The organism is Ruania alkalisoli (genome assembly GCF_014960965.1).
In the GTDB taxonomy this organism is placed as follows: Bacteria; Actinomycetota; Actinomycetes; order Actinomycetales; family Beutenbergiaceae; genus Ruania; species Ruania alkalisoli.
This window is the reverse complement of record NZ_CP063169.1, coordinates 1,086,284-1,107,844: the sequence shown is the minus strand read 5'-3', so window position 1 is coordinate 1,107,844 and position 21,561 is coordinate 1,086,284. Positions and strand designations below refer to the sequence as shown.

Sequence of the window (21,561 nt, the reverse complement as noted above, 5' to 3'; positions counted from 1 at the left end):
CGCGACGTGACGAGACCTTGCACCGCACCTGCACCCGCCACGGCATGGCGGGCCTGCGCCGTCCTGGTGCTGGCCTTGCTCCTGGTGGGCCTGCCGGGCACCCCAACGGCGAACGCCGCCGAAGGGCTCACCGAAGAGACCCACGCGCGCTACGTCGTCGGCGAGGAAGGTGCGCTCACCGCCGAGGTGACCACGACGATCACGAACGTCACCCCGGACCAGGGAGCGCAGTACTACTACTGGACCGACTACGGCATCGGCGTACCTGCCAGCGCCACGGATGTGCAGGCCGTCAGTGGCGGAACGGCACTCACGGTCCGGATCACTGCGGACGAGGCCGATCCCACCCACCACTGGGCGCGCGCGTCGTTCCCACCGCTGCGGTACGGGCAGAGTCGCACGATCGAGTGGAGCTACACGATCGCGGGGGCGCCGCTGCGCTCGGAGGAGGTCACCCGGGTGGGCCCCGGCTACGCCGTGTTCGTGGCTCAGGCCATCGGCGACGAGGGCTCGGTGAGCGTAGAAGTGGTGGCACCCAGCGGTCTGGAGCTGCACGCGGCCACCGAGCTCGACTCCGAGCTGCAGGGCCAGCACCGGGTCTACCGGACCGAGGAGTACATCGACGACTGGGGCGTGTGGACGCCGATCTCGCTACGTGACCCGGACCAGTCCGAGACCGTGGAGGTCCCGATCGGTGGCGTGGTGGCACTCGACGTGCAGAGCCTGCCTGGGGACGAGGTGTGGCGCGACTTCGCCGTCGAGCGGATCGAGACGGGGATGCCGGTGCTCGAGGAACTGGTGGGCAGCCCGTGGCCGGCCGAGGTGCGCACTGTGCGGGAAGACGTCTCCCCGCACGTGATCGGGTACGCCTGGTTCGACGGGTGGGGCGATGAGATCGTCGTGGGCGAGGACCTCGACGAGGTCACGCTCTACCACGAGCTGGGACACGCCTGGTTCGCTCCCCCGCAGTTCAGCGGGCGTTGGTTGCAGGAGGGGCTGACGGAGGAGACGGCGCACCGCACCATCGAGCGCCTCGGTGGGGAGGGCGAACGCAGGCCGAGACCGGACCGGGACGGCGACCATGCGTTGCCGTTGCTGGAGTGGAGCGGGGCTCATCAACAGACCGAGACCGACTCCTACGGCTACCCGGCCTCCGCAGCCGCGATCCAGGACGTCTTCTCCGACGCCGACGATGCGACGTTCACCGCCGTGGTCTCGGCGGCCTATGCCGGTGAGAGCGCCTACGAGGAACCGGGGTCGCAGGACAATCGCGGCGCCGTGGATTGGCGGCGTTTCCTGGATCTGGCTGCCGAACGTGGCGGGCTGGACGCCGAATCGGCGTTCCGGACGTGGGTTGTTGCCTCCGAGCAGGCCGCTGATCTGGACGTCCGCGCTGAGGCCCGGGCGCAGTACGCTGCCCTCGATCACGGCCACTGGCAGGCGCCGTTCGGGCTGCGTACCGAGATGACTGACTGGGACTTCGCTGCGGCGCAGGAGTCGATGGCAGCGCTGACGCCGGTGGCCGCTCATGCCCTCGCCGTCCAGGTCGCGGCCGATGAGGCTGGACTCGACGTACCCGAGCAGGTGCGCGAAGGCTACGAGGAGGCCGAGTCCGCCGAGGACTATGCCGCGCTCGAGGCCGCCCTCCCCCGGGCGGCAGCGACGATCGGGCAGGTCGCCGAGGTCACCCAGCTCGTGGCGGCCGAACGTGACCCGGTCTCCGAGCTCGGCGAGGCAGTGCTGCGGATCGAGACCGTGACCACTGCCGCAGCCGGGGCCCTCTCGGTCGGGGACATCGACAGGGCAGGGTCGCTGGCAGAGGCCGCCGCCGAGCGTGCCGGGTGGGCCACGCTCACCGGGGCCGGCCTGGTCCTGGCAGCCGTGCTGGTCCTCGGGCTCATCGTCGGCGCGCCGCTGCTCGCGCACCGCCGTCGCGCCACACAGGTCCCAGCCGTCGCCGCAGAATTCCCTGGGGTGGGTGAGCCGCGAGACGTAGGCTGACCGGCATGTCCGCCACCCTGCACGTCTCGCGGCTGGGGGCGGCGTTCGGCGCCCGCCAGCTCTTCGACGACCTCACGTTCACGATCGCCCCGAGCGACGTCTGGGGCCTGGTCGGGGCGAACGGGGCGGGCAAGTCCACACTGCTCTCCGTGCTCGCAGGTTCCACGACGGCGGAGGTCACCGGATCCCTCACGCTTACCCCACCACATGCGGGCGTGGGCCTGCTCGCGCAGGAAACCGAGCGAGTTCCGGGCGAGAGCGTGCGCGACTTCCTGGACCGGCGCACCGGGGTGGCCGAGGCCACCCGGGCGATGGACGCCGCCGCCGAGACGATGGCGACGAACCACGACGACGGCGCCGCAGCTGATGCCTACGCCGTCGCCCTGGACAGGTGGCTGGCGCTGGGCGGAGCGGACCTGGCCGACCGGACCCCCGCCGTCGTGAATGATCTGGGCCTGAACGCGAGCCTGGACGCGCCGATGACGTCCCTCTCCGGCGGGCAGGCGGCGCGCGTGGGCCTGGCGGTGCTGCTGCTGCAGCGCTACGACCTGCTGCTCCTCGACGAGCCCACGAACGACCTGGACCTGGACGGGCTGGACCGGCTCGAACGTTTCGTGACCCAGACGCGGGCGGCGCTGGTGATCGTCAGCCACGACCGGGAGTTCCTCGCACGCACCGTCACCGACATCGTGGAGCTCGACAGAGCCCAGCAGCAGGTGAGCGTGTACCGCGGTGGGTACGAGGCCTACCTGGCCGAACGGGAACTGGCGCGGCAGCGGGCACGAGAGGCGTACGAGGAGTACGCCGACAAGGCAGCCGGGCTGCGCTCGCGGATGCAGACGCAGAAGGAGTGGGTGGACAAAGGCGTACGCAACGCCCGCAAGAAGGCCACGGACGGCGACAAGCACATCGTGCACCGGGCAGTGGCCCGCTCGGAGAAGCAAGCGGCGAAGGTGGGCCAGTCCGAGCGGGCGTTGGAGCGCCTGGAGAAGGTGCCCGAGCCCCGCAAGGAGTGGGTACTGCAGATGTCGATCGCGGCGGCACCACGGTCGGGCTCGGTCGTGGCCACACTGGATGAAGCGGTGGTGCGGCGCGGTGACTTCACCCTCGGTCCGGTCAGTGCGCAGGTCATCGCCGGGGACAGGATCGTGATCACCGGGGCGAACGGGTCGGGCAAGAGCACGCTGCTGGCACTGCTGCTGGGGCGCCTGACCCCGGACGCTGGGCGCGCCTCGCTGGGCGCGTCGGTGGCGGTCGGGGAGGTCGACCAGGCGCGCGGACTGTTCGACGACGCGATGCCGCTGGCGGAGGCGTTCGCGGCTCAGGTGCCCGACTGGCCCGAGGCAGAAGTCCGCACGCTGCTGGCGAAGTTCGCTCTCGGAGGCGATGCGGCGTCACGGCCAGGGAATGCCCTCTCCCCCGGAGAGCGCACCCGGGCCGGGCTTGCCCTGCTGCAGGCGCGTGGGGTGAACCTGCTGGTGCTGGACGAGCCGACGAACCACCTCGACCTGCCCGCGATCGAGCAGGTGGAGCAGGCGGTGGAGAGTTTCACCGGCACGGTCCTGCTGGTCACCCACGACCGGCGGATGCTGGCCACTGTGCGTTCGACGCGGCGCTGGCACCTGGAGGCAGGGCAGCTCACCGAGGACTGAGTCACCGGATTCGTCCCGTGCGCGAGACGTCACGTCGCCGTCTCATGGACCGCTGCCGCTCACCTGCTGTCGAGGCGCCCGATCGGGTCGAGGCTGTCGCTGAACGCGGCACGGGCGGCCGGCCAGCTGCTCGCATCGACGTGGAGAGCGGTTCGCAGATAGGCGGTGCTCATCCGCTGGATGACGGCGACGCGCTCCGGGTTCTCGTCGGTGGTCTCGGCGACTTCGTAGCCGACGATCCCGCCAAGCGCGTGCTCGGCACCGTAGAAGGTGAGGAGGTCGGTGGCGCCAGGGCTGTAGGTGTACGCATCGGTGAACCAGTCAGGTCCGCGGCTGGACATCGCGGACTGATCGTGGTCGCCCGCGATGACAAGGGTCGGCGTGGCCATCTCCTGGAACGAGGGGCGCATAAACGGGAAGTTCGCCTGGGCAAACGGGTGCAGGTCGTCACCACCGAGCCCGGTCGCAGCGAACAGAATGCCCGCGCTCACGCGGCTGTCGGACATGTCCTCACCGACGTGGCCGGCTTCATCGACGATCCGTGCGCCAAGGAGCGACTGGGCGGTGTGCCCGCCCCAGGAGTGACCGGTGGCGGCGACGCGGGTGCGGTCGATGCGGCCGGCAAAGCCGGGCAGAGCAGCTTCGATGGTGTCGAGTTGGTCGAGGATGCGGGTGAGATCCGCGATCCGCTCGGTCCAGATCGTCGGGAAAAAAGGATGGTCGAACCCGAACCCGTTCCGGCGCGAGTCCAGGTGTGTCGGCTGAATCACCACGAACCCGCGGGAGGCCCAGAACGCCGTGAGCGGTGCGTACCCGTCGAGGTTCCACCCGTTGCCGTGGGAGAACAGCACGACGGGGAGATTGGTGCCGGTCGCCGGGGCGGACACGCGCACGTTCAGCGGGACCGGACGGCCGGGGGCGGACAGTTCGACGGGAGCGACCGAGATGACTGGAGCGCCGGTGCCCACGATGCCGTCGAGTGCGTACACGATTGATGAGGTCATACGAGTTCCCTTCACAGGTGTGATCGCTCTGCCATACTGGTTTCGGAGCGCCGTTCCCAAACATTACGGAACGTCGCTCCGTAATGCAAGTGCGTCGCGTCAGGTACGCGTGGAGGAACTCATGACTGAGGGACAGAGAGAGCAGTCGAGCGATGCACCGGCCAGGCCGGTGGGTCGCCCGCGTCAGAGCAAGCAGGCACTGCTCGACGCAGCGGCAGCGGTGTTCGTGACGTCCGGGGTCGACGCTCCGGTACGGGAGATCGCCGCGAAGGCGGGCGTTGGCGTGGGGACGATCTACCGTCACTTTCCGACACGTGCGGAGCTCGTGGTTGCGGTGTACCGGCACCAGGTCGAAGCATGCGCAGACGCTGGCCCGCAACTGCTCGCGCAGAGTCCCACGCCCGAGGCGGCCTTGCGGGCGTGGGCGGCGCTGTTCGTGGAGTTCCTGGTCACCAAGCACGGGCTCGCTGGCGCACTGCAGGGTGACAACTCCGAGGCCGATGCACTGCACGCCTACTTCGTCGACCGTCTCGTCCCGGTCTGCGGCTCACTCCTTGAGGCGGCGCTCGAGTCACGCCACGCCGCCGCATCGCACGTCGATGCGTACAACGTCCTCAAAGGGATCGGGAACCTCTGCATCGGCGCTGCAAGCGACTCCCGCTACGAGGCCGCCACGCTCGTCCAACTACTCATCTCGGGCGTGCTCGCCCGAGGAGACAGGAATGAGGGTGTGCAGGAGTAAGGGTGTCAGGAGTCCGCGCGACCCACCAATGCCCCTGCCGTCCCGGCGGGCGCTGAGCCCTCCTCACCGAGCAACTCCCGCAGTTCGGACCTGGTGGAGACTCCCAGCTTGCGAAAGACGGACGCGAGCTGCTTGGACACCGTGTTCACTGAGACCCCATTGGCCGCAGCGATCTCCTTCGAGGCGAACCGGCGCGCCGCCATCTCGGCCACCTGCAACTCCCGTGCGGTGAGCACCAGGGACCGGTCAGGACCGGCACGCCACAACGCGGCCCCGGGGTGCTGGGCGCGCAGTCGCTCCGCAGTCGCCCGGAACCGGCGCACCCGCAGCTCACCGAGGTCGGCGTCACCGTCGGCCAGACCGAGCCAGGTATCGATCGTGGTGACCACCAGGCCGAGTTCGCACGCCTCGTCGGCCACGGTGCCCAGCGCCTCGACGTCGCCGGCGCGGACCGCCTCGACATGGCGTTCGAGAATCTGCAGCAGGCCGCCACCGGCGGCTGCGTGCGCGGCGTGCAGCACCGCAGCCGCATCGTCCAGCCGGCGCCCGCACCGGACCGCACAGTGGGCGAGCATCCCGGCGAAGTAGGTGTGCTGCACGGTCAGCAGCCACTGGGCAGTCTCGACGAGGAGGTCCGCCGCCTGATCGGGCCGGCTGTCGGACTTGGCCTGCCAGGCCTCCGCCCACGCCCGCAGCATGACCACCTTGGGGTCTCCACCCGCAGCCTCGGGGACGGCATCGAACGCACGAACGGACTCCGCCTGGCGGGCGGTCGCGAGCGCGGCCGCCCCAGTGAGCGCCTGGGCCGCGGGGAGCAGTCCCGCGGGGTCACGCCAGGCCAGGTGCTGGGCCGCGGCAACGGCGAGCTCGTAGGAACGCTCAGCATCCGCCGAGAGAAGCTCGACGAAACCCAGCGCGTACTCCCAGGTCCCGACAGCCTCGGGTGGCAGCTCATCGGACGCACTCAGCAGGGCTTCAAGCCGGCCGCGGGTAGCGACGACATCACCGGTGAACGACAGGGCCATCACACCTGCGAGCTCGCCCAGCATCGCTCCGCCCGGAGTGGCTAACAGAACGTCAGCGGGTACCCGGCGCAACTGGTTCAGCAGTTGCCCGGTCTCCTGCAGCGGACCGGCGATCACGCCACCGACGGCCAGGGTGACCAGCCCCATCGCCTCCTCGACACCACTCGCCGCTGGAACCGGTTCGAGGGCAGGGGCCGCGGCGCTCAGACCCGCCACCGAGGCCCAACGCCCTGCGGCCAGCTGCAAGGAAGCCTGCTGGTCCGGATCCTTGACCACTGCGAGCGCCTGCCGCAAAACGGCAAGCGCCGCCGGAGCATCGTGATGGCGAAGTCCGAGGTGGTTCGCCAGCGCCCACGCGACCAGCGACCGCTCGGCCGGTGTCTGCGCCCGCGCCTGCGCCGCCTCGAAATAGGAGTCTGCCTCCCTGGTACGGCCCAGCACGGAGCACGCCTGGCCGGCGATCCGGAGTGCGCTCGTGCAGGCGTCGTCCTGGGAGAGCACGGCCTGCGCCGCGCGAAGCGCCAGGTGTTCGTCGGAGGCGGCCAGAGCGTGCTCAGCCAGGAGCAGCACCGCCTCCTCGTCCATGGCGTGGCCGAGATCGAGGGCGAGCAAATTCGCACGCCGGCCAGCGTCCGGGCGTGCGGCTGCAGCCGGCGATCGCAGCACGTCGATGGCCTCCGCGGTCAAGTCACGCCACAGCGCAGCCGAGGATCGCGACCGCAGATACTCCCCGTCCAGCGAATGGCTCGTCCGCAACCACCCGTCGATGGCAGGCCCGATCACACCGGCGCGGGCGAGCGTGCGGCGGGCCGCCGGATCGATCACCTCGGCCGGGCACTCGCCCGCAATGGCGATCAGGGAGGCCGCCTCAAGCGCCTCGTCGTCGAGCGCGTCGAACCGCACACCGATCAGTTGTGCCAGGCGTGGGGTCAGCGCTGGCTGACCCTGCAGGTCCCAGCCGTGCTCGGTCAGTACCAGGCGCCCGTCTGCCTGGCTCCCGCGCACGATCTCCCGCAGGTGGAGCGCGTTGCCCTGAGCCGCCGTGAGCACGGCGGCACCCGCCGCGGGAGTGAGCACTCCCCCGGCATACTCAGTGGCGAGTCCGGTCGCCTCGTCGTCGCTGAGCTCAGCGACACTCGCCTGGACCAGCTCGCCCCGGTCGTAGAGATCATGGACGGCGGAGGGCACCGTGTCCATCGACCTGGCAGTGAGCACGGCCTTCACCCGGGAGGTGCCTACCAGGTGCGCCACCACCCACGCCGAGGCCTCGTCCAGGTGAGCGACGTCGTCCACCAGCAGCACAGTGGAGGAACGGTGCCGGGAGAAGGCATCGATCACGGCGATCGGTGAGCTCAGCGTCGTCGCCGGTAGATCGAGCACTCCGGCGAACACACCCAGCGGAATGTCCCGGCCGAGACTGTTCGGCGAAAGCAACGGCGCGGACCTGCCCTCCTCGGAGAGCACGGCGGCCATGACTCGCAGGAGGTGAGACTTGCCGATCCCCGCGGGGCCGGTCAGCAGCACCGCTCGCTGGGTGACGAGCGCTTCCGATATCCGCCCGGCACCGTTCGAGGTGACCGTCAAAGCGCCCCGCACACCATCCCCTCCCACCCGTCGCAGACGATGGTCAATCATTGACCATCGCCGTCTCGCCGACCCCAACCTATCGTGTTCGACACCCGTGCAGTCGAAGCTCTCAGGAAGGGTCACATGTCCGTTCGTCACCGAGGAATCAGGCGGCTACGCCTGGTTCTGGCAGCCCTGCTCCTGCCCGTCGCGGCGCTCACCGGTGCCACCGCGGCCCATGCTGCGGATACCGTCGAGGTTGACGGCGTCACCTATGAGCTCGCTGTCGAGGGGAACCCCGGGGCCGGCGCGGTGGCCGTCTCCTACTCGGAGGCCACGAACCCGGCCCATCCGGACGTCGCCCTGCAGGACGAGGTCACGATCGGCGGAAACTCGGCTCCGGTGGTGGAGATTGCGCAGGCCGCATTCCGCGACACCGACATCGCATCGGCGACGCTGCCTGCCGGCCTCACCACCATTGGCCCCTACGCGTTCGGGATGAACGATCTGACCGAGATCGACCTTCCGGAATCCGTCACCAGGATCGAAGGCTACGCGTTCATCAGCAACAACCTCACCTCGGTGGACCTTCCCGAGCTCGTGTTCCTGGGACAGCATGCCTTCCGCAGGAACGCGCTGACATCGGTGACTCTACCGGAGACGCTCACCACCCTCTGGGACAAGACGTTCTCCCACAACAATCTGCAGACGCTCACCATCCCGGCCTCGATCACGTCCCTGGGGGCGGGGGTGTTCGGAGACAATCCGGATCTGGAGAACGTGCTCTTCCTCGGCGCCGAGCCCAGTACCGGTGACAGCCCCTTCGCCAGTGAACAGAGCGAGACGAGTCCGCAGATCGAGCACCTATGGCGCGAAGGCGAGGGCCAGGCAGCCAGCGGCGGCTTCACGTGGCCGACCTGGCATGAACTGGCAACCTCACCGTACGTCGAGATCCAGTTCAGCGACCCGACGGCAGGGACACCGATGCCGGCACCGCTGTTCCTCCCGCTGAGCGAGCTGACCGAGGGAACACTCTGGACCACAGTGCCCGAGTCGCTCCTGCCTTCTCCCGCACACTCCGACCTGGAGTTCACCGGGTGGACTATCGAGGACGCCGGGACGCAGGACGACGCGCAGGCGTGGTCTGCCGGAGACCCGATCTACGGCGACGCCACACTGACCGCAGTCTGGGAGCAGCCCGCTCCCGAGTTGGCCGCGATCGTCGTGCACGCCTCGGCCACCGAGGTCGACGAGGGAGATAGCGTGACGCTCACTGCGGAGGGCTTCGACGCCGACGGTCTCTCCCTGGGTGACGTCACGGCCGAGACCACGTTCACCTCCGACGTGGCCACGGACGTGGTGGACGGTGACCAGGTCACATTCCCGACGGCAAGTGCGCACACGATCACCGGAACGCACGAGACCCAGCTGACGGACGCCGTCGTGATCGAGGTGATCCCCACAGCTGTGGAGCCCGAGCCCACCCAGACCACGGATCCGACGCCCACACCGGAGCCGACGCAGAGTCCGGAATCCACCGAGACGACAGGTACCACCGGCGACACGCTCGCCGCCACGGGCGCCACGTCACAGCCGCTCGCGGCGGCCGCCGGGCTGACGATGCTCGGGGCCCTGCTGCTCGTACTCGCTCGCCGGCGCGTCACCACGATGACGGAGACGGGTCGATGAGTACGCGCTCCCTCCGCCGGACCGGTCCGTCCGCGGCCGCGCTTGCCATGGCGGCGCTGCTGGCTGCGTGCTCCGACGCCGCACCGGCTCAGGAGCCGGGTGATGACCCGGCCGAGGGTAGTGCTGTGGCCGAGGACTCCGGCGAGGGTCCGTCCGAGGACGCCGATCAGTCCGGGGACACGGGGCAGGATGAGGACGAGCCCGGCACCGCAGCGGCGGGCGGCTACCTCGACGTCCTCCTCGCCGACAGCCTCCACCCTGACGTCGACGCCGCCGAGCCGGGTAGCGCCTACATCGAGTTCGCGAGCGACCGGCTCGACTTCGACGACGTGGAGTGCCGGATCGAGGACGTCCCCGACGCCGGCGTCTTCGAGGTGACAGCCCAAGGAGAGACCGCGCTCGGCCGCGCCGAAATGAGGTGGAGCCGCACGATCGGCTCCGGAGTCGGCTGGGCGTGGGAGGACGAGTACGTCAACCTCTCCCTCGTCGGCGGCACGGCAGAACGCGAGTTGAACAGCAACTCCATGGTGACCGCCCAGCGTGACGAGGGTGGCGACACCGAGTGGCTGTCGGGCAGTGGCACCACCCCGCTGGTCCGGCTGGTCGGAACCGAGGCGACCGCCGTCGGATCGTTCGACGGAACGCCCGGCTCGGAGGACCCGTTGGTGGGCGACTTCGTGGCCGCCGTCACCTGCCCGTGAGAATCCTGAGGAGACCATCGATGCGAACCACCACCGCGCACCACGCGCCGGCAGCCGCCCTGATCACCGGGCTGGTACTGAGCGTGGCAGCCTGCACCTCCCCTGCCGCTGACTCCGGTACCGACGAGCCCGCTGGCACCGAGACGGAGAGCACGGAAGATGCGGATGCTCCGGCTGCGGATGAGCCAGCAGCAGAGGATGCTGGGGACGAGCCCACCGAGGAGGCCGGCGCGGGCCAGGACGCTGCCGGGGCCGTCCTCGGCCTCGTGACCGTCGACGATGTCCAGTACGAGATCACCGAACTGCGCAACTGCGAGCCGCTGCAGCAGGAGATGGTGGAGCGGCAGCTGGAGCTCCAGGGCTTGGGCGAGCACGACGGCGAGCGGATCCAGATCGACGTCTACATCGAAGAGATCGCCGGAGCGCCGTATAACGACGTCGCATGGTCCGGACCCGAAGGCGTGTTCGGCGCCCCGGAGAGCGTGGACGAGGTCACTCTCGATGCCGGTGGCACCAGCGTGCGCGGTGTGGCGACGTTGCAGGACGCCCTCACCCAGAGCGAGACCGTGACGGTCGATTTCGATCTGCCGGTTCCGGCCGAGACGATCGCCTGCCGCTGACCAATCGGGGGCCTGGCCGGCGCGTGGCGGGCTGAGATGCTACCCGGTGCGGTCGGGCGAATCGGAGGTCGCCCGGTCGAGCGGGTCGGAGGCGGTCAGCATCCGCCAGACCGTCTCCGCCGTCCCCTCATACTGCTCGGCATAGAGGTGCCGGAGGGTGGTGAGCGCGGCAACCGTCTCGGCCAGCAGGGCCGGGTCCCGGCCGGACGGGACCAGTCCCTCGTCTTGCGCCTGGATGATCAGATCGATCAGGACCCGCCGCCAGAACTGGTGGCGCTCCACGGCCATCTGCCGGGCGACGCCGTCGTGGCCGAGCGCGGCGAGCAATTCAGCGAGGAGCTGCCGGTTCCGGCGGCGAGCCTCCGGCTCGTCGATTCCGGCGAAGACCAGATCGACGAACTGCCGCAGTGTCAGGCTCTCGGGCAGGTCCGTGATGGGCGCCGACTCCACGGCATAGGCGTCAAGGATCAGATCCCGCTTGGACGGCCAGCGCCGGTACATCGTCGCCTTCGAGGCGCCGGCAGCCTTGGCGATGGCATCCATCGAGACGTTCCCCAGGCCACGCTCGGTGATCTGGTCGAGGAACGCGTTCAGCACGCGGTCACGCACGGTGGGATCGGGGCGGGAACCGCCACGAGATCGCGTTCCGCCGGTCATGGCCCTCAGTCTGGCACGTCCGATCCGAGCACCGACCGGCGCCGCACCAGGAGAACGCTCGCTCCGGCGGCCAGGAGCAGCGCCGTCAGCGCAGCCATCGGGAATGCCGGCGAACCGGTGCTGGGGAGGTCGACCTCCCCCGTGGTGCTCGTTCCCGGCGCGTCGGGGTGGTCACCGGTCCCGGTCGGGTGCGAGTCGGTGGGATCAGGATCGGCGGGATCGCTGGGCGAGGGATCGCTGGGCGAGGGAGCCTCGGCGGGCAGCACCTCGATGATGACCCGCGCCTGCGCACCGACTGCCTCGATCTCTGCCGCCTGTGCCGCGCTCCCCGACGGAGAGGGCGCCGGTACGCCGTCGGAGACCGCGAACACGAACTCGTCGGTGCCGGCGAAACCCTCGTCGCTGCGGTAGGTGAACGAGCCGTCCTCGGAGAGCTCGAGAGCGCCGTGCTCGGGCGGCGTCGCCACAGTGAAGGCCAGCGGGTCGCCGTCGACGTCGCTGGCGTGGCCGGTGAGATCCTCTTCCAAGGCCTCACCAGCGACCACCTCGAACGCAGCGTCGGTCGCGGCCGGTGGGTCGTTGACCGGAAGCACATCAAGGGTGACCGTCGCGGGGGCGGTGGTGTGGCCGGCTGCCGAGGCGGTCGCGGTGAAGGAGGCGGTGCCCCAGAAGTCGGGCTCCGGCGTGTAGATGAAGGAGCCGTCCGGCTCCAGATCGAGAGTCCCCTGCTTAGGTCCGCTCACGACGGCGTAGGTCGCCTCAGGCGCGGCCGTCCCCGAGGTCAGCAGTGCCAGTCCGCCCGGCAGCGGCATCGTGAGCTCGGTGTCCTCGGGCGTCATGAAGCGCCCATCCTCGACGGTGAGGTCGATCTGGGTGGTCACGGATACCCGCCAGGAGCTCACAGCACCGTCGTCGTAGTCCCAGAGGTCGTCGACACGTAGCGTCCAGGGCCCGTCGGCAACCAGATTCTGCCCGGCGAACGCCTCGCCGAACGTAGCAGCTGTTCCGGGTTCCTCGGACTCGCCGAGGCAGACGGTGGGCGCGAACCGGCCAGACCCGAGCTCGACGTCACTCGGAGCCGCCGGAGCGCCATCGGCGAACTCGATCACGCGGTCCTCGACCTCAAACCCGCCCCTGCCGCAGTGACGTAGCAGCTGGACAGACCGCGACCCGTTCTGCAGGGTGACGATGAGGTCCGTGGGGTAACTGTGCTCAAACCCGACGAGCGTCGCGGAGACGTCGACGATCGAGGCGGGCGCGAGGTCCGGGGCGTGCGGGTTGTCGGGATCGGTCATCGTCAGGCTCTGCTCGACCGAACCGGAGCTGGGGATACTCAGACCGCGGCCGTCGTCGGCAACGTAGGTGCGCAGGTTCGGGCCGGGCACCCCGTCGACGACGACGACCACGGTGGTCATGGTGTCGGTGGTGTGAATGTCGAACGTGTCCACTCCGGCGAAGTCCTCCGCGGGGCTGTAGGCGAAGCTTCCGGTGGCATCGTCGAAAGTCACCTCACCGGCGGTGGCCTCGTCGTCGATCGAGGCGATCTCCTCCACCGGGGCGTCGATAGCGACTGAGGTGGAGGAGCCGTCGACGTACAGCGGTGTCTGCGGCCTCGTGCGGAAGACGTGCGGCGCCGGATCGGTGGCGGGCGCGACGTCGCCCTCGTCGAGAGTCACCAGCCGTAGGAGCCATCCGGCCACTGTCCCCTCAGCCCCCGGGCCGTCGTCGTACAGGTAGAACTCCCAGTCACCGTCAGCGGGTGTGGCCATCAGCGGCTCGAAGCCCACATCGGTGATCTCGCCGATACCCGGCTGGGCGCTCGTGGGGAAGATGCAGCGCTGGGGCGCGTAGGTGCCGCTGGTGAGTTCACCGGGCGTTCCGGTGAGGCCATCCGGGAGGGGGACGCCGCCGTCGGCGAAGGTGATATCGCCCGAGATGGAGTAATCGTCGCCGCAGTTGTCGGTCAGTGTGGAGGCCGTGCCATCCGGCGTTTCGACCGCGGCCATCACGTGGCGCAGCAGCTCATGCTCGAACCCCACCAGGGTGATCTCCGCCTCCGCGACCACCTGCGCGCCGCCGTCGACATCGATCGCGGTCGAGGTGGGCGAGGAACCGATCGAGCCCCCCACCCCGAGCTCGAACGGGGTGGTCGAGGCCGCGATCCGGGTGGTGCCGCCCTCGACCCCAGAGGGTGCGACTGTGAGGTCGACGGTGAACGGGGTCCCATCGGAGTCAGTGCCGCTGAACACATCGGGGCCGGAGTACCCAGCGTCCGGGGCGTAGGTGAAGCCGCCAGCGCTGACGTCGAGACTGAGGCTGCCGTGGCTGGGTGGCGCGGTGACCGTGAATGGCGCGGTCAGGGTGGGACGGTGGTAGAGCAGTGAGGCCGAGGCGTCGACGACGAGCGGGTTGTCGAGCCCGGTGGTGTAGGCGATCCGTGGCGCCTCGCCGGTGACGAGATCGAGCGTCCAGCTCTCGATCGATCCGGTGGCGGCCGCCGACTGCGCAGTGAGGGTCCAGGTGCCGTTCGGGTCCTCGTCGACGAGGGCGGTCAGATCGGTGGGCAGAGTTCCAGTGCAGGCGGTGGGGGCGATGGGCTGGATTGCGGTGTGGAGGAAGGCGTACTCGGTGAGCGGCGTGCCCTTAGCAGCGAAGCGCAGGTCGAGTTCTGTGACTTCGAAGCTCCCTGAACAGGATCCCAGGAGCCCGATCTGGGTGCCGGCCGGTGACGTCAGGCTCATCTCGAGGTCGCCCGGGTTGGAATGGGCCAGGTCCGAAACTCGGATCTCGACCGAACGGATCGAACCGCTCGCGCCTGTCACGTCGACTGTCGCCGAATCGGCGGCACCTCCGGCCAGCGCGATCCCCTCCGCCGAGGATTGGGAGACAACAGTCTCGGCGACCGCGTCGCTGGCCGGCGCCGTCAGCAGGGCTCCCGCCAGCGCAGCCGTGGCAGCGACGGTCAGCGTCTCGCGGGATCGGCGGGATCGGGCGGAGCCGGGCGCGGAAGGGGGCACGACAGATCGCGTCATAGCGGGCACGCTACCTCAATTGAACGAAACCGTACAGTTTCATCGTTCAACGAATCGTTCACCGCACAGCAGGTCCTCGTCGATCTGGCTAGTCCCGCCAGTCCGGGAAGTCACCCAGGCTGTCTCTGGTGCACCACCACGACCGCCGCCCAGCCACAATGACGAGAAACGTCGGCGTGGCCCAGCGACCAGATTGACGAGCGATTGTGCTAGCGGCTGCGCTCCAGCCGCACCACCACCGACTTCGACGCCGGTGTGCGGGAGGTCCTGGCATAGGAGTCCACCGGAACCAACACATTCGTCTCCGGGAAGTAGGCGGCGATGCACCCGCGCGCGGTCGGGTAGGCCACGGCGCGGAACGCCTCCGCCCGGCGTTCGGTCCCGTTGAACTCGGAGATCAGGTCGACCATGTCCCCATCGGCCAGCCCTCGCTCGGCGAGGTCATCGTCGTGCACGAACACCACCCGCCGCCCGCCGGTGATCCCCCGGTACCGGTCGTCCTTGCCGTAGATGGTGGTGTTGAACTGATCGTGTGAGCGGATCGTCTGCAGCAGCAACCGGCCCTCGGGCACCCGCGGGTACTCGAGTGCGTTTGCCGTCATCACCGCTCTCCCGCCAGGAAGTGCGAACGAACGGGTATCCCGCGGCGGGTGCGGCAGCACGAACCCGCCCGGCTCGTCGATGCGCGACTCGTAGTCCTCGAAGCCCGGCACCACGCGGGAGATGTGGTCGCGGATCAGCCGGTAGTCGCCCTCCAGCGCTCGCCAGTCCACCTGAGGCACACCGCCGGGGCGACTCGCGTTGCCAGCGGAAGGGCCGCCGTCGGGAAACACTCGCTCGGCGAGCCGGCAGACGATACTCACCTCGGAGAGCACGTGCGCCGACGGCGGCTCCAGCCGCCCGGACGAGGCGTGCACCGCGCTCATGGAATCTTCCACGGTGACCCGTTGCGGACCACTGGCCTGCACGTCCCGGTCCGTACGTCCGAGCGCGGGCAGGATCAGTGCCCGCCGCCCCGTGATCACGTGCGACCGGTTCAGCTTCGTGGATACCTGAACCGTGAAGGCCATCCGTTGCATGGCAGCCTCAGTCAGCGCGGTGTCCGGGGTGGCGCGCAGGAAGTTCCCGCCCATCGCCATGAACAGCCGCGCCTTGCCATCACGCATCGCCTCGATCGCGGCCACCGTGTCGTATCCGTGCTCACGCGGCGCGATGAAGGAGAACTCCCGATCCAACGCCGAAAGGAACGACTCGGGCATCTTCTCGAAGATCCCCATGGTGCGATCACCCTGCACGTTCGAGTGCCCGCGCACCGGGCACACGCCCGCTCCTGGCTTGCCGATGTTGCCCTGCAGGAGCAGCACGTTCACCACATCGCGCAGCGTGGCCACGGCGTGCGGGTGCTGGGTGAGCCCCATCGCCCAGCACACCACCGTGGCGTCGGAGCCGATCAGCCGGTCGGCCAGTGCCTCGATCTGCGCGCGGGTCAGCCCGGTAGCGGTGAGCACGTCGTCCCAGTCGAGGTGACGCACATGGTCGGCGTAGGCGTCGAACCCAGCAACCGAATCGACGAGGAATTCGTGATCAAGGGCGCCGGCCTCGATCAACAGAGCCCCGAGTGCTTGGAACAGCGCCTGGTCCCCACCGAGGCGGATCTGCAGGAAGTCGTCCGCCAGCCGCGTGCCTCGGGTCACCCCCCGCAGGCTCTGCGGGTTGTGGAACGTGCCGAGCCCGGCCTCGGGCAGTGGGTTGATGGCAACGATCACCGCCCCGCGGGCCTTCGCCTTCTCCAAGGCGGAGAGCATCCGAGGATGGTTCGTACCCGGGTTCTGCCCGGCCACCAGGATCAGCTCGGCGTTCTCCACATCGGCCAGACTCACGGACCCCTTGCCGATGCCGATGGTCTCGGTGAGCGCCGCCCCGGAGGACTCGTGGCACATGTTCGAGCAGTCCGGCAGGTTGTTCGTCCCCAGGCCGCGGACCATCAGCTGGTACAGGAACGCCGCCTCGTTGGAGGTGCGGCCGGAGGTGTAGAAGATCGCTTGATCAGGTTCGCCGGCACCCAGCTCCTCAGCGATCAGGTCGAAGGCGTCGTCCCAGGAGATCGGCCGGTAGTGGGTGGCACCCTCCTCCCGCACCATCGGGTGGGTCAGGCGACCCTGCTGGCCGAGCCAGTAGTCATCTCTCTCGGCGAGATCGGCAAGGGAGTGCTCGGCGAAGAACGACGGCGGAACGCGCCTCCTCGTGGCCTCCTCGGCCACCGCTTTGGCCCCGTTTTCGCAGAACTCTGCGGTATGTCGCTTCTCGGCTTCGGGCCAGGCGCAGCCGGGACAGTCGAAACCGTCGGTCTGGTTCACCGCGAGCAGCGTCTTCGCGGTGCGCACCGGCCCCATCTGATCCAGGGCGGATTCCATCGCGTGCAGCACGCCAGGCACTCCGGCGGCCGATTGCTTCGGGTTTCCGACCCGGAGTTCCGACTCGTCGATCCCGTGCTCTGGTGCTCGTGCCATGGTGCCTCCCGTACCGTTGCCGTGAGCCTAACGTCAGGAGGTAGTAGTGGCCCGGGTGAGCACGCGGCACCGTACGCTCCAGATCCAGGCCGACGGACGCCGTCGGGAGCGCACCGAATACCTCGCAGGCGAGCAACCGCTGGAGATCCGGGTGGGCGGGCGCTCGCTCGCGGTGACCATGCGCACGCCGGGGCACGACTTTGAGCTGGCAGCCGGGTTCTGCGTGAGCGAGTCGGTGGTGCACGCCACTGACCAGATCGCCCAGATCTCGTACGGCCCGGGCGTGGACGAGCACGGGCAGGCGACCTACAACATCGTGGACGTGACGCTCGCGCCCGGGGTCGCGCCGCCACCGGCGAGTGCCGAACGGTCGGTGTACACCTCTTCCTCGTGCGGCATCTGCGGGACGTCCTCGATCGAGGCGGTCACCAAGGAGTCGGCCTTCGCCGCCCTCGACGGCGACCCCTCCCAGGCGCGCCTCTCACCTGAGGTGCTCCTCACCTTGCCGGATGCGCTGCGCGCCGGGCAGTCACAGTTCGAGCGCACCGGTGGCACACATGCGGCAGGTGTGTTCACCGCGGGCGGCGAGCTGCTGTGCCTGCGGGAGGATGTGGGCCGGCACAATGCCGTGGACAAGATCGTGGGCTGGGCGCTGCTGGCTGATCGGTTGCCGCTACGGAGCACGGTGCTGCAGGTCTCGGGCCGGGCGTCCTTCGAGCTGGTGCAGAAGGCGCATCTGGCGGGAATCGAGGCGCTCGCAGCGGTCAGTGCACCGAGCACACTGGCGGTGGAGCTGGCGCAGGAGTCGGGCATGACGCTGATCGGGTTCTCGCGGGGGGATCGACTGACCGTGTATGCCGGGGCGGAGCGAATCGCACCGGCCGTTCGCTCCCCAGGCGGCCCGGGCAGACCGGGCACCCCCGGCGCCCCCGAGTAGGTGCCACCAGACGTCGTCCTGTACGGCGGGAGACGACGATCCGTGACACCCGGCGCTCGGCGACTATCGGGTACGCGTCACCTCACGCCCGGTGCGCCTCGATCGCCGCCGCCACGAAGTAGGCCCACTCGCCGCTGAGAGCGGCCGGGATGGCGGCCCAATCCTTGAACTCCTTCGACCCTCGCCCCGGAGCGAAGCGGGTGGCACCCGGCAGTTCCATCGCCTCAGCGAACGCCGCACTCCCCTGGCCGAGCCGGATGCCGAGCATGCCGTCGTCCAGGCAGGCGATCATCGTGCCCTCGAAGCGCAGCATCGGCCGGCCCATCATCACACCGCGCGTGACCTCAGTGACGTGGTCCGCGAGCGCCTCGAAGTCATCCAGACCCGCTCCGGCGAACCGCGCGCCGGGCCGCGGGTCTGCGCTCGGTTCATCGGCGCCGGTACTGTCTGGTCCCAACTCAGGTGGCTGCTTGCGTGGCATCGGACTCCTCGGCGGGCTCCGCAGGCTTCTGAGCAGGATCCGCCTCCTCCTCGGCGGACTCCGCTGGCGTCGACTGTACCCGCCCGGCCAGCAGCACCACCGAGCATGCCCCGAGCACCACACCCGCGACGATGAGCAGCACCCGGTAGTCCACCACGGTCACCAACGCCGCACCGGCGGCGATCGAGAGGATCTGTGGCAGCGTCATCGAGATGTTGGTCGCCGCCGCGGTGCGGCCCTGCAACCGAGGCGGCGTGAGTCGCTGCCGCGTGGTGATCATGGCGACCATCATCCACGGGATCACTGCCCCGGCCACGAGGATCGCGACGACGGCCACGGGCAGCAGGGGTAGTCCCACGACGTCGACCGTGAATGCCACCGATGCCAGCCCGACGACCGCCAGCGATGTACCGACGGTCCGGGCCGGGCCCCACCGCCGCAGCACCATCGCCGACGTCACACCGCCGAGGATCGCACCGGCCCCCTGCAGGCTCATCAGCACCCCGAAGAACGCCGGATCCATGCCCAGCCCGTGCTCGACCACTTCGAACAGCACGGTGTCGAAGAGCCCGATCACCCCGAATGCGGCGGCCACCACGATCACCATCCGCAGCAGCAGCGGCACCGAGCGCAGGTGCTTGAAGCCAGCGACGGCGTCCGCCCAGAAGGTGCTCCGCTCGCTGTCGGGATCTGACTCGACCACCGGAACCGAGGCGATCAGTGCGGCGGTGATCACCAGCAGAGCGGCCACCCCGAGGCCCAGCGCAGGGCCGCCCCAGAGCACGTACAGTCCGGCTCCGATCGCCGGGGTGAGGATGCGTAGACCGTTGTCGACCGTAGAGAGCATCGCATTGGCCGAGTCGAGCTGATCATCGGGCAGCAGGTCACGCAGCAGCCCCGACTGGGCGGCGCCGTTGAGCACGCCGAGCGCGCCGTAGAGCAGCGTGACGGCGTAAAGCAGCCACAGCATCCCCGGGCCGTCGATCAGCACCAGCGAGGCGGCGCCGCCGGCGGCCACGAGGTTCGCCGTCACGATCAGCGGCTTGCGGCGGACCCGGTCCACGAGCAGCCCGAGCAGCGGCGCCAGCAGCGAGGGAAGCGCGAGGGCGAAGAACACCAGTCCCGCCGCACTGGAGGATCCGGTGAGATCCTTCGCCCACACGGCCAGGGTCAGGAACAGGGCGCTGTCGGCGAGGTTGCCGACGGTCCAGCCGCCAAGCAGGCGGCGGAAGAGGCGGTGCTGCAAGAGCGTCTTCATTGGTCGTCCTTGTCGGTCGTGTCGCCTTCGGGCACAACGCCTTCGGCCACCTGGGCGGGTTCCACCAGGTAGGTGGCCGTGAACAGGCGGACCGGGCGGCCGCCGTCGGGGCGCAGTTCGGGCTGGTCCCAGCGGGGCACGTACTCGTTCACGATCTCGCCGATCCGCTCGGAGATCTGCGCGGCCTCCTCGGGAGTGAGGAAGAGCGTGGCACCCGTCGTGCTCAATGCGTTCTTCCACCCCGACGGCGCAGCTCGCCCGGCCGCACGCCGCAACCGTTCGGTCTCCCACTCCAGGAAGGAGGACTCCAGGGCGCGCCCGGCGAGGTCACGTTCGGAGCCGTCGCGCTCGCCCGCCGACCAGGACTGCTCGATATCGATCACACGCCACGGGCGATCCCGGCCGGTCACACCTTCGACCCGCTCGATGTAGCCGTGCTTGGCCAGGGTACGCAAGTGGAAGGAGCAGTTCGCCGGCGTGGAGCCAACCAGCTCCGCGAGCTCGCTGGCCGTGGCGGTGCCCTCGATCGCGAGCCGCTCGAACAGCTCGATCCTCAGGGGGTGGGCGAGGGCGCGCATGGCACCGGGGTCGTTGATCCGCATACCCCGACTGTAGACGTGCAACATATCTTTCGCAATAGTTCTTTCACGTTGCCGGTCCGTCGCCTCGCAGCAGGCCTCCCCGACGCCCGGGCGCGCCTCCACGGGTGGACGCTGGGTTCTGCGGCATCCGCCTCCAAGTGCCGCAAACAACCAGCGTTCGCACCCGTCGGGCACGGAACCACTGTCCAGCCCGGGTCGTAACATGTAACATCGAAGGATGGCAGTCAGGGAGCGCGTGTCCGAGTACCGGCGCCGCATGCGGGAGCGCGGCTACCGGCCGGTGCAGATCTGGGTGCCAGACGTCCGCAGCGAGGTGTTCGCAGCCGAGGCAGCACGCCAGTCGGCCCTCGTCGCCCAGGCAGATGCTCACACCGACGATCAGGAGTTCATCGAACAGGTCTCGGTCGACTGGGACGAGGAGTGAACCGCGGCGAGATCTGGACCGTGGCGGGCGGCGTGTATGCGAGCAAGCCGAGGCCGGCCCTCATTGTTCAGGACGACGCGTTCGCCCAGACCGGCTCGGTGACGGTGTTGCCATTAACGACGTCCCTGACCGATGCACCATTGCTGCGGCTCCGGTTGCGATCCGGCGAGGCGGGCCTCACCCGGCACAGCGACATCATGATCGACAAACTCACCACGGTGCGGCGATCCAGCGTCGGCACACGCGTGGGCCGCGTGAGCACCGAGCGCCTGGTCGAGATCGAACGAGCGCTGATGGCGTTCCTCGGGATGGCTCGCTGACGTCGATCACCACTCTGGCCCTTCCCGGGCCAGCACTCATTTCGTGGCCAGCAGGCTCACGCTCTTGACGCCATACGTCTGCGTGGCCCAGGGCGAGCCGGCCCCCGGGGCACAGCACCCGGGCCACTTCGGCGAAGACCGCCGCCTTGTCGGGCGCCGACGACGGTGACGGCGACGGTGACGGCGACGGTGACGCCGCCCCTCTCGAAAATCAAACGTCGATCTGGCTACTGATGGCCAGCCAGATCGACGATTGATTCTCGCTCGAGGAATCGCTCGTCGTTCTGGTTGTCGCCTCCCGACAACCAGATCGACGACGGATTTCGTGAGGGGGTGGGCC

Annotated in this window: 17 protein-coding genes; 9 read left to right on the top strand and 8 right to left on the bottom strand. The window is 69.3% G+C overall.

Annotated features, from left to right (window positions below):
• Positions 1–6 precede the first annotated feature (6 nt).
• Both IM660_RS04670 and IM660_RS04665 read left to right on the top strand, forming a co-directional pair.
• Positions 7–2,001, top strand: a complete 1,995-nt coding sequence (locus IM660_RS04670) for a hypothetical protein (RefSeq protein ID WP_193498245.1) — start codon at positions 7–9, stop codon at positions 1,999–2,001.
• A 5-nt stretch (positions 2,002–2,006) separates the two neighbouring features.
• Positions 2,007–3,653, top strand: coding sequence for an ABC-F family ATP-binding cassette domain-containing protein (locus IM660_RS04665; RefSeq protein WP_193498244.1), 1,647 nt, complete (start codon positions 2,007–2,009; stop codon positions 3,651–3,653).
• 59 nt (positions 3,654–3,712) lie between these two features.
• Here IM660_RS04665 and IM660_RS04660 read toward each other — a convergent pair whose 3' ends face one another.
• On the bottom strand, positions 3,713–4,657 hold the full coding sequence (locus tag IM660_RS04660) for an alpha/beta hydrolase family protein (protein ID WP_193498243.1): 945 nt from the start codon (positions 4,655–4,657) through the stop codon (positions 3,713–3,715).
• Positions 4,658–4,778: 121 nt separating this feature from the next.
• Between IM660_RS04660 and IM660_RS04655 the strand changes: the two genes are divergently transcribed.
• On the top strand, positions 4,779–5,399 hold the full coding sequence (locus IM660_RS04655; RefSeq protein WP_193498242.1) for a TetR/AcrR family transcriptional regulator: 621 nt from the start codon (positions 4,779–4,781) through the stop codon (positions 5,397–5,399).
• Between the two features lie 5 nt (positions 5,400–5,404).
• Here IM660_RS04655 and IM660_RS04650 read toward each other — a convergent pair whose 3' ends face one another.
• Positions 5,405–8,008, bottom strand: coding sequence for a LuxR C-terminal-related transcriptional regulator (locus IM660_RS04650; RefSeq protein ID WP_193498241.1), 2,604 nt, complete (start codon positions 8,006–8,008; stop codon positions 5,405–5,407).
• Between the two features lie 126 nt (positions 8,009–8,134).
• Here IM660_RS04650 and IM660_RS04645 point away from each other — a divergent pair, with 126 nt between their 5' ends.
• Genes IM660_RS04645 through IM660_RS04635 form a run of 3 tightly spaced genes read left to right on the top strand, consistent with a single transcriptional unit; the run spans position 8,135 to position 11,000 of the window.
• On the top strand, positions 8,135–9,679 hold the full coding sequence (locus IM660_RS04645) for a leucine-rich repeat protein (protein ID WP_193498240.1): 1,545 nt from the start codon (positions 8,135–8,137) through the stop codon (positions 9,677–9,679).
• Positions 9,676–10,380: a hypothetical protein gene (locus IM660_RS04640; RefSeq protein WP_193498239.1), complete on the top strand. Its 705-nt coding sequence runs from the start codon at positions 9,676–9,678 to the stop codon at positions 10,378–10,380. Before IM660_RS04645 ends, IM660_RS04640 begins: the two co-directional genes overlap by 4 nt.
• A gap of 20 nt (positions 10,381–10,400) precedes the next feature.
• On the top strand, positions 10,401–11,000 hold the full coding sequence (locus tag IM660_RS04635; protein ID WP_193498238.1) for a hypothetical protein: 600 nt from the start codon (positions 10,401–10,403) through the stop codon (positions 10,998–11,000).
• Positions 11,001–11,039: 39 nt separating this feature from the next.
• On the opposite strand, the gene IM660_RS04630 is transcribed toward IM660_RS04635, so the two are convergent.
• The 3 genes from IM660_RS04630 to IM660_RS04620 all read right to left on the bottom strand — a co-directional run bounded on the left by IM660_RS04630 (position 11,040) and on the right by IM660_RS04620 (position 17,199).
• Positions 11,040–11,657: a TetR/AcrR family transcriptional regulator gene (locus tag IM660_RS04630; protein WP_193498237.1), complete on the bottom strand. Its 618-nt coding sequence runs from the start codon at positions 11,655–11,657 to the stop codon at positions 11,040–11,042.
• Positions 11,658–11,662: 5 nt separating this feature from the next.
• A complete protein-coding gene (locus tag IM660_RS04625; RefSeq protein WP_193498236.1) occupies positions 11,663–14,689 on the bottom strand; it encodes a tandem-95 repeat protein in 3,027 nt (1,008 codons plus the stop codon).
• Positions 14,690–14,898: 209 nt separating this feature from the next.
• On the bottom strand, positions 14,899–17,199 hold the full coding sequence (locus tag IM660_RS04620; protein ID WP_193498235.1) for an FdhF/YdeP family oxidoreductase: 2,301 nt from the start codon (positions 17,197–17,199) through the stop codon (positions 14,899–14,901).
• Between the two features lie 55 nt (positions 17,200–17,254).
• Here IM660_RS04620 and fdhD point away from each other — a divergent pair, with 55 nt between their 5' ends.
• A complete protein-coding gene (fdhD, locus tag IM660_RS04615) occupies positions 17,255–18,136 on the top strand; it encodes a formate dehydrogenase accessory sulfurtransferase FdhD (RefSeq protein WP_246465140.1) in 882 nt (293 codons plus the stop codon).
• Between the two features lie 82 nt (positions 18,137–18,218).
• On the opposite strand, the gene IM660_RS04610 is transcribed toward fdhD, so the two are convergent.
• The 3 genes from IM660_RS04610 to IM660_RS19740 are packed head-to-tail and all read right to left on the bottom strand — an operon-like array spanning position 18,219 to position 20,477.
• Entirely contained in the window at positions 18,219–18,617 is a 399-nt protein-coding gene (locus IM660_RS04610; RefSeq protein WP_193498233.1) for a hypothetical protein, read from the bottom strand.
• Complete coding sequence (locus IM660_RS04605; protein WP_193498232.1) at positions 18,595–19,875, bottom strand: MFS transporter; 1,281 nt, start codon at positions 19,873–19,875, stop codon at positions 18,595–18,597. Before IM660_RS04605 ends, IM660_RS04610 begins: the two co-directional genes overlap by 23 nt.
• Positions 19,872–20,477: a winged helix-turn-helix domain-containing protein gene (locus tag IM660_RS19740; RefSeq protein WP_210769075.1), complete on the bottom strand. Its 606-nt coding sequence runs from the start codon at positions 20,475–20,477 to the stop codon at positions 19,872–19,874. Before IM660_RS19740 ends, IM660_RS04605 begins: the two co-directional genes overlap by 4 nt.
• A 217-nt stretch (positions 20,478–20,694) precedes the next feature.
• On the opposite strand from IM660_RS19740, the gene IM660_RS04595 reads away from it, so the two are divergent.
• Positions 20,695–20,901: an antitoxin MazE-like protein gene (locus IM660_RS04595; protein WP_159621332.1), complete on the top strand. Its 207-nt coding sequence runs from the start codon at positions 20,695–20,697 to the stop codon at positions 20,899–20,901.
• A complete protein-coding gene (locus tag IM660_RS04590; protein WP_193498231.1) occupies positions 20,898–21,221 on the top strand; it encodes a type II toxin-antitoxin system PemK/MazF family toxin in 324 nt (107 codons plus the stop codon). Before IM660_RS04595 ends, IM660_RS04590 begins: the two co-directional genes overlap by 4 nt.
• Positions 21,222–21,561: the final 340 nt, after the last annotated feature.

Excerpts from the sequence above, each read along its gene's own strand:
- IM660_RS04625 (WP_193498236.1), bottom strand. The coding sequence starts at position 14,689 with ATGACGCGATCTGTCGTGCCCCCTTCCGCGCCCGGCTCCGCCCGATCC.
- IM660_RS04640 (WP_193498239.1), top strand. The coding sequence starts at position 9,676 with ATGAGTACGCGCTCCCTCCGCCGGACCGGTCCGTCCGCGGCCGCGCTT.
- IM660_RS04655 (WP_193498242.1), top strand. The coding sequence starts at position 4,779 with ATGACTGAGGGACAGAGAGAGCAGTCGAGCGATGCACCGGCCAGGCCG.
- IM660_RS04595 (WP_159621332.1), top strand. The coding sequence starts at position 20,695 with ATGGCAGTCAGGGAGCGCGTGTCCGAGTACCGGCGCCGCATGCGGGAG.
- IM660_RS04635 (WP_193498238.1), top strand. The coding sequence starts at position 10,401 with ATGCGAACCACCACCGCGCACCACGCGCCGGCAGCCGCCCTGATCACC.
- IM660_RS04630 (WP_193498237.1), bottom strand. The coding sequence starts at position 11,657 with ATGACCGGCGGAACGCGATCTCGTGGCGGTTCCCGCCCCGATCCCACC.
- IM660_RS04605 (WP_193498232.1), bottom strand. The coding sequence starts at position 19,875 with ATGAAGACGCTCTTGCAGCACCGCCTCTTCCGCCGCCTGCTTGGCGGC.
- IM660_RS04620 (WP_193498235.1), bottom strand. The coding sequence starts at position 17,199 with ATGGCACGAGCACCAGAGCACGGGATCGACGAGTCGGAACTCCGGGTC.
- IM660_RS19740 (WP_210769075.1), bottom strand. The coding sequence starts at position 20,477 with ATGCGGATCAACGACCCCGGTGCCATGCGCGCCCTCGCCCACCCCCTG.
- IM660_RS04645 (WP_193498240.1), top strand. The coding sequence starts at position 8,135 with ATGTCCGTTCGTCACCGAGGAATCAGGCGGCTACGCCTGGTTCTGGCA.
- IM660_RS04665 (WP_193498244.1), top strand. The coding sequence starts at position 2,007 with ATGTCCGCCACCCTGCACGTCTCGCGGCTGGGGGCGGCGTTCGGCGCC.
- IM660_RS04610 (WP_193498233.1), bottom strand. The coding sequence starts at position 18,617 with ATGCCACGCAAGCAGCCACCTGAGTTGGGACCAGACAGTACCGGCGCC.
- IM660_RS04660 (WP_193498243.1), bottom strand. The coding sequence starts at position 4,657 with ATGACCTCATCAATCGTGTACGCACTCGACGGCATCGTGGGCACCGGC.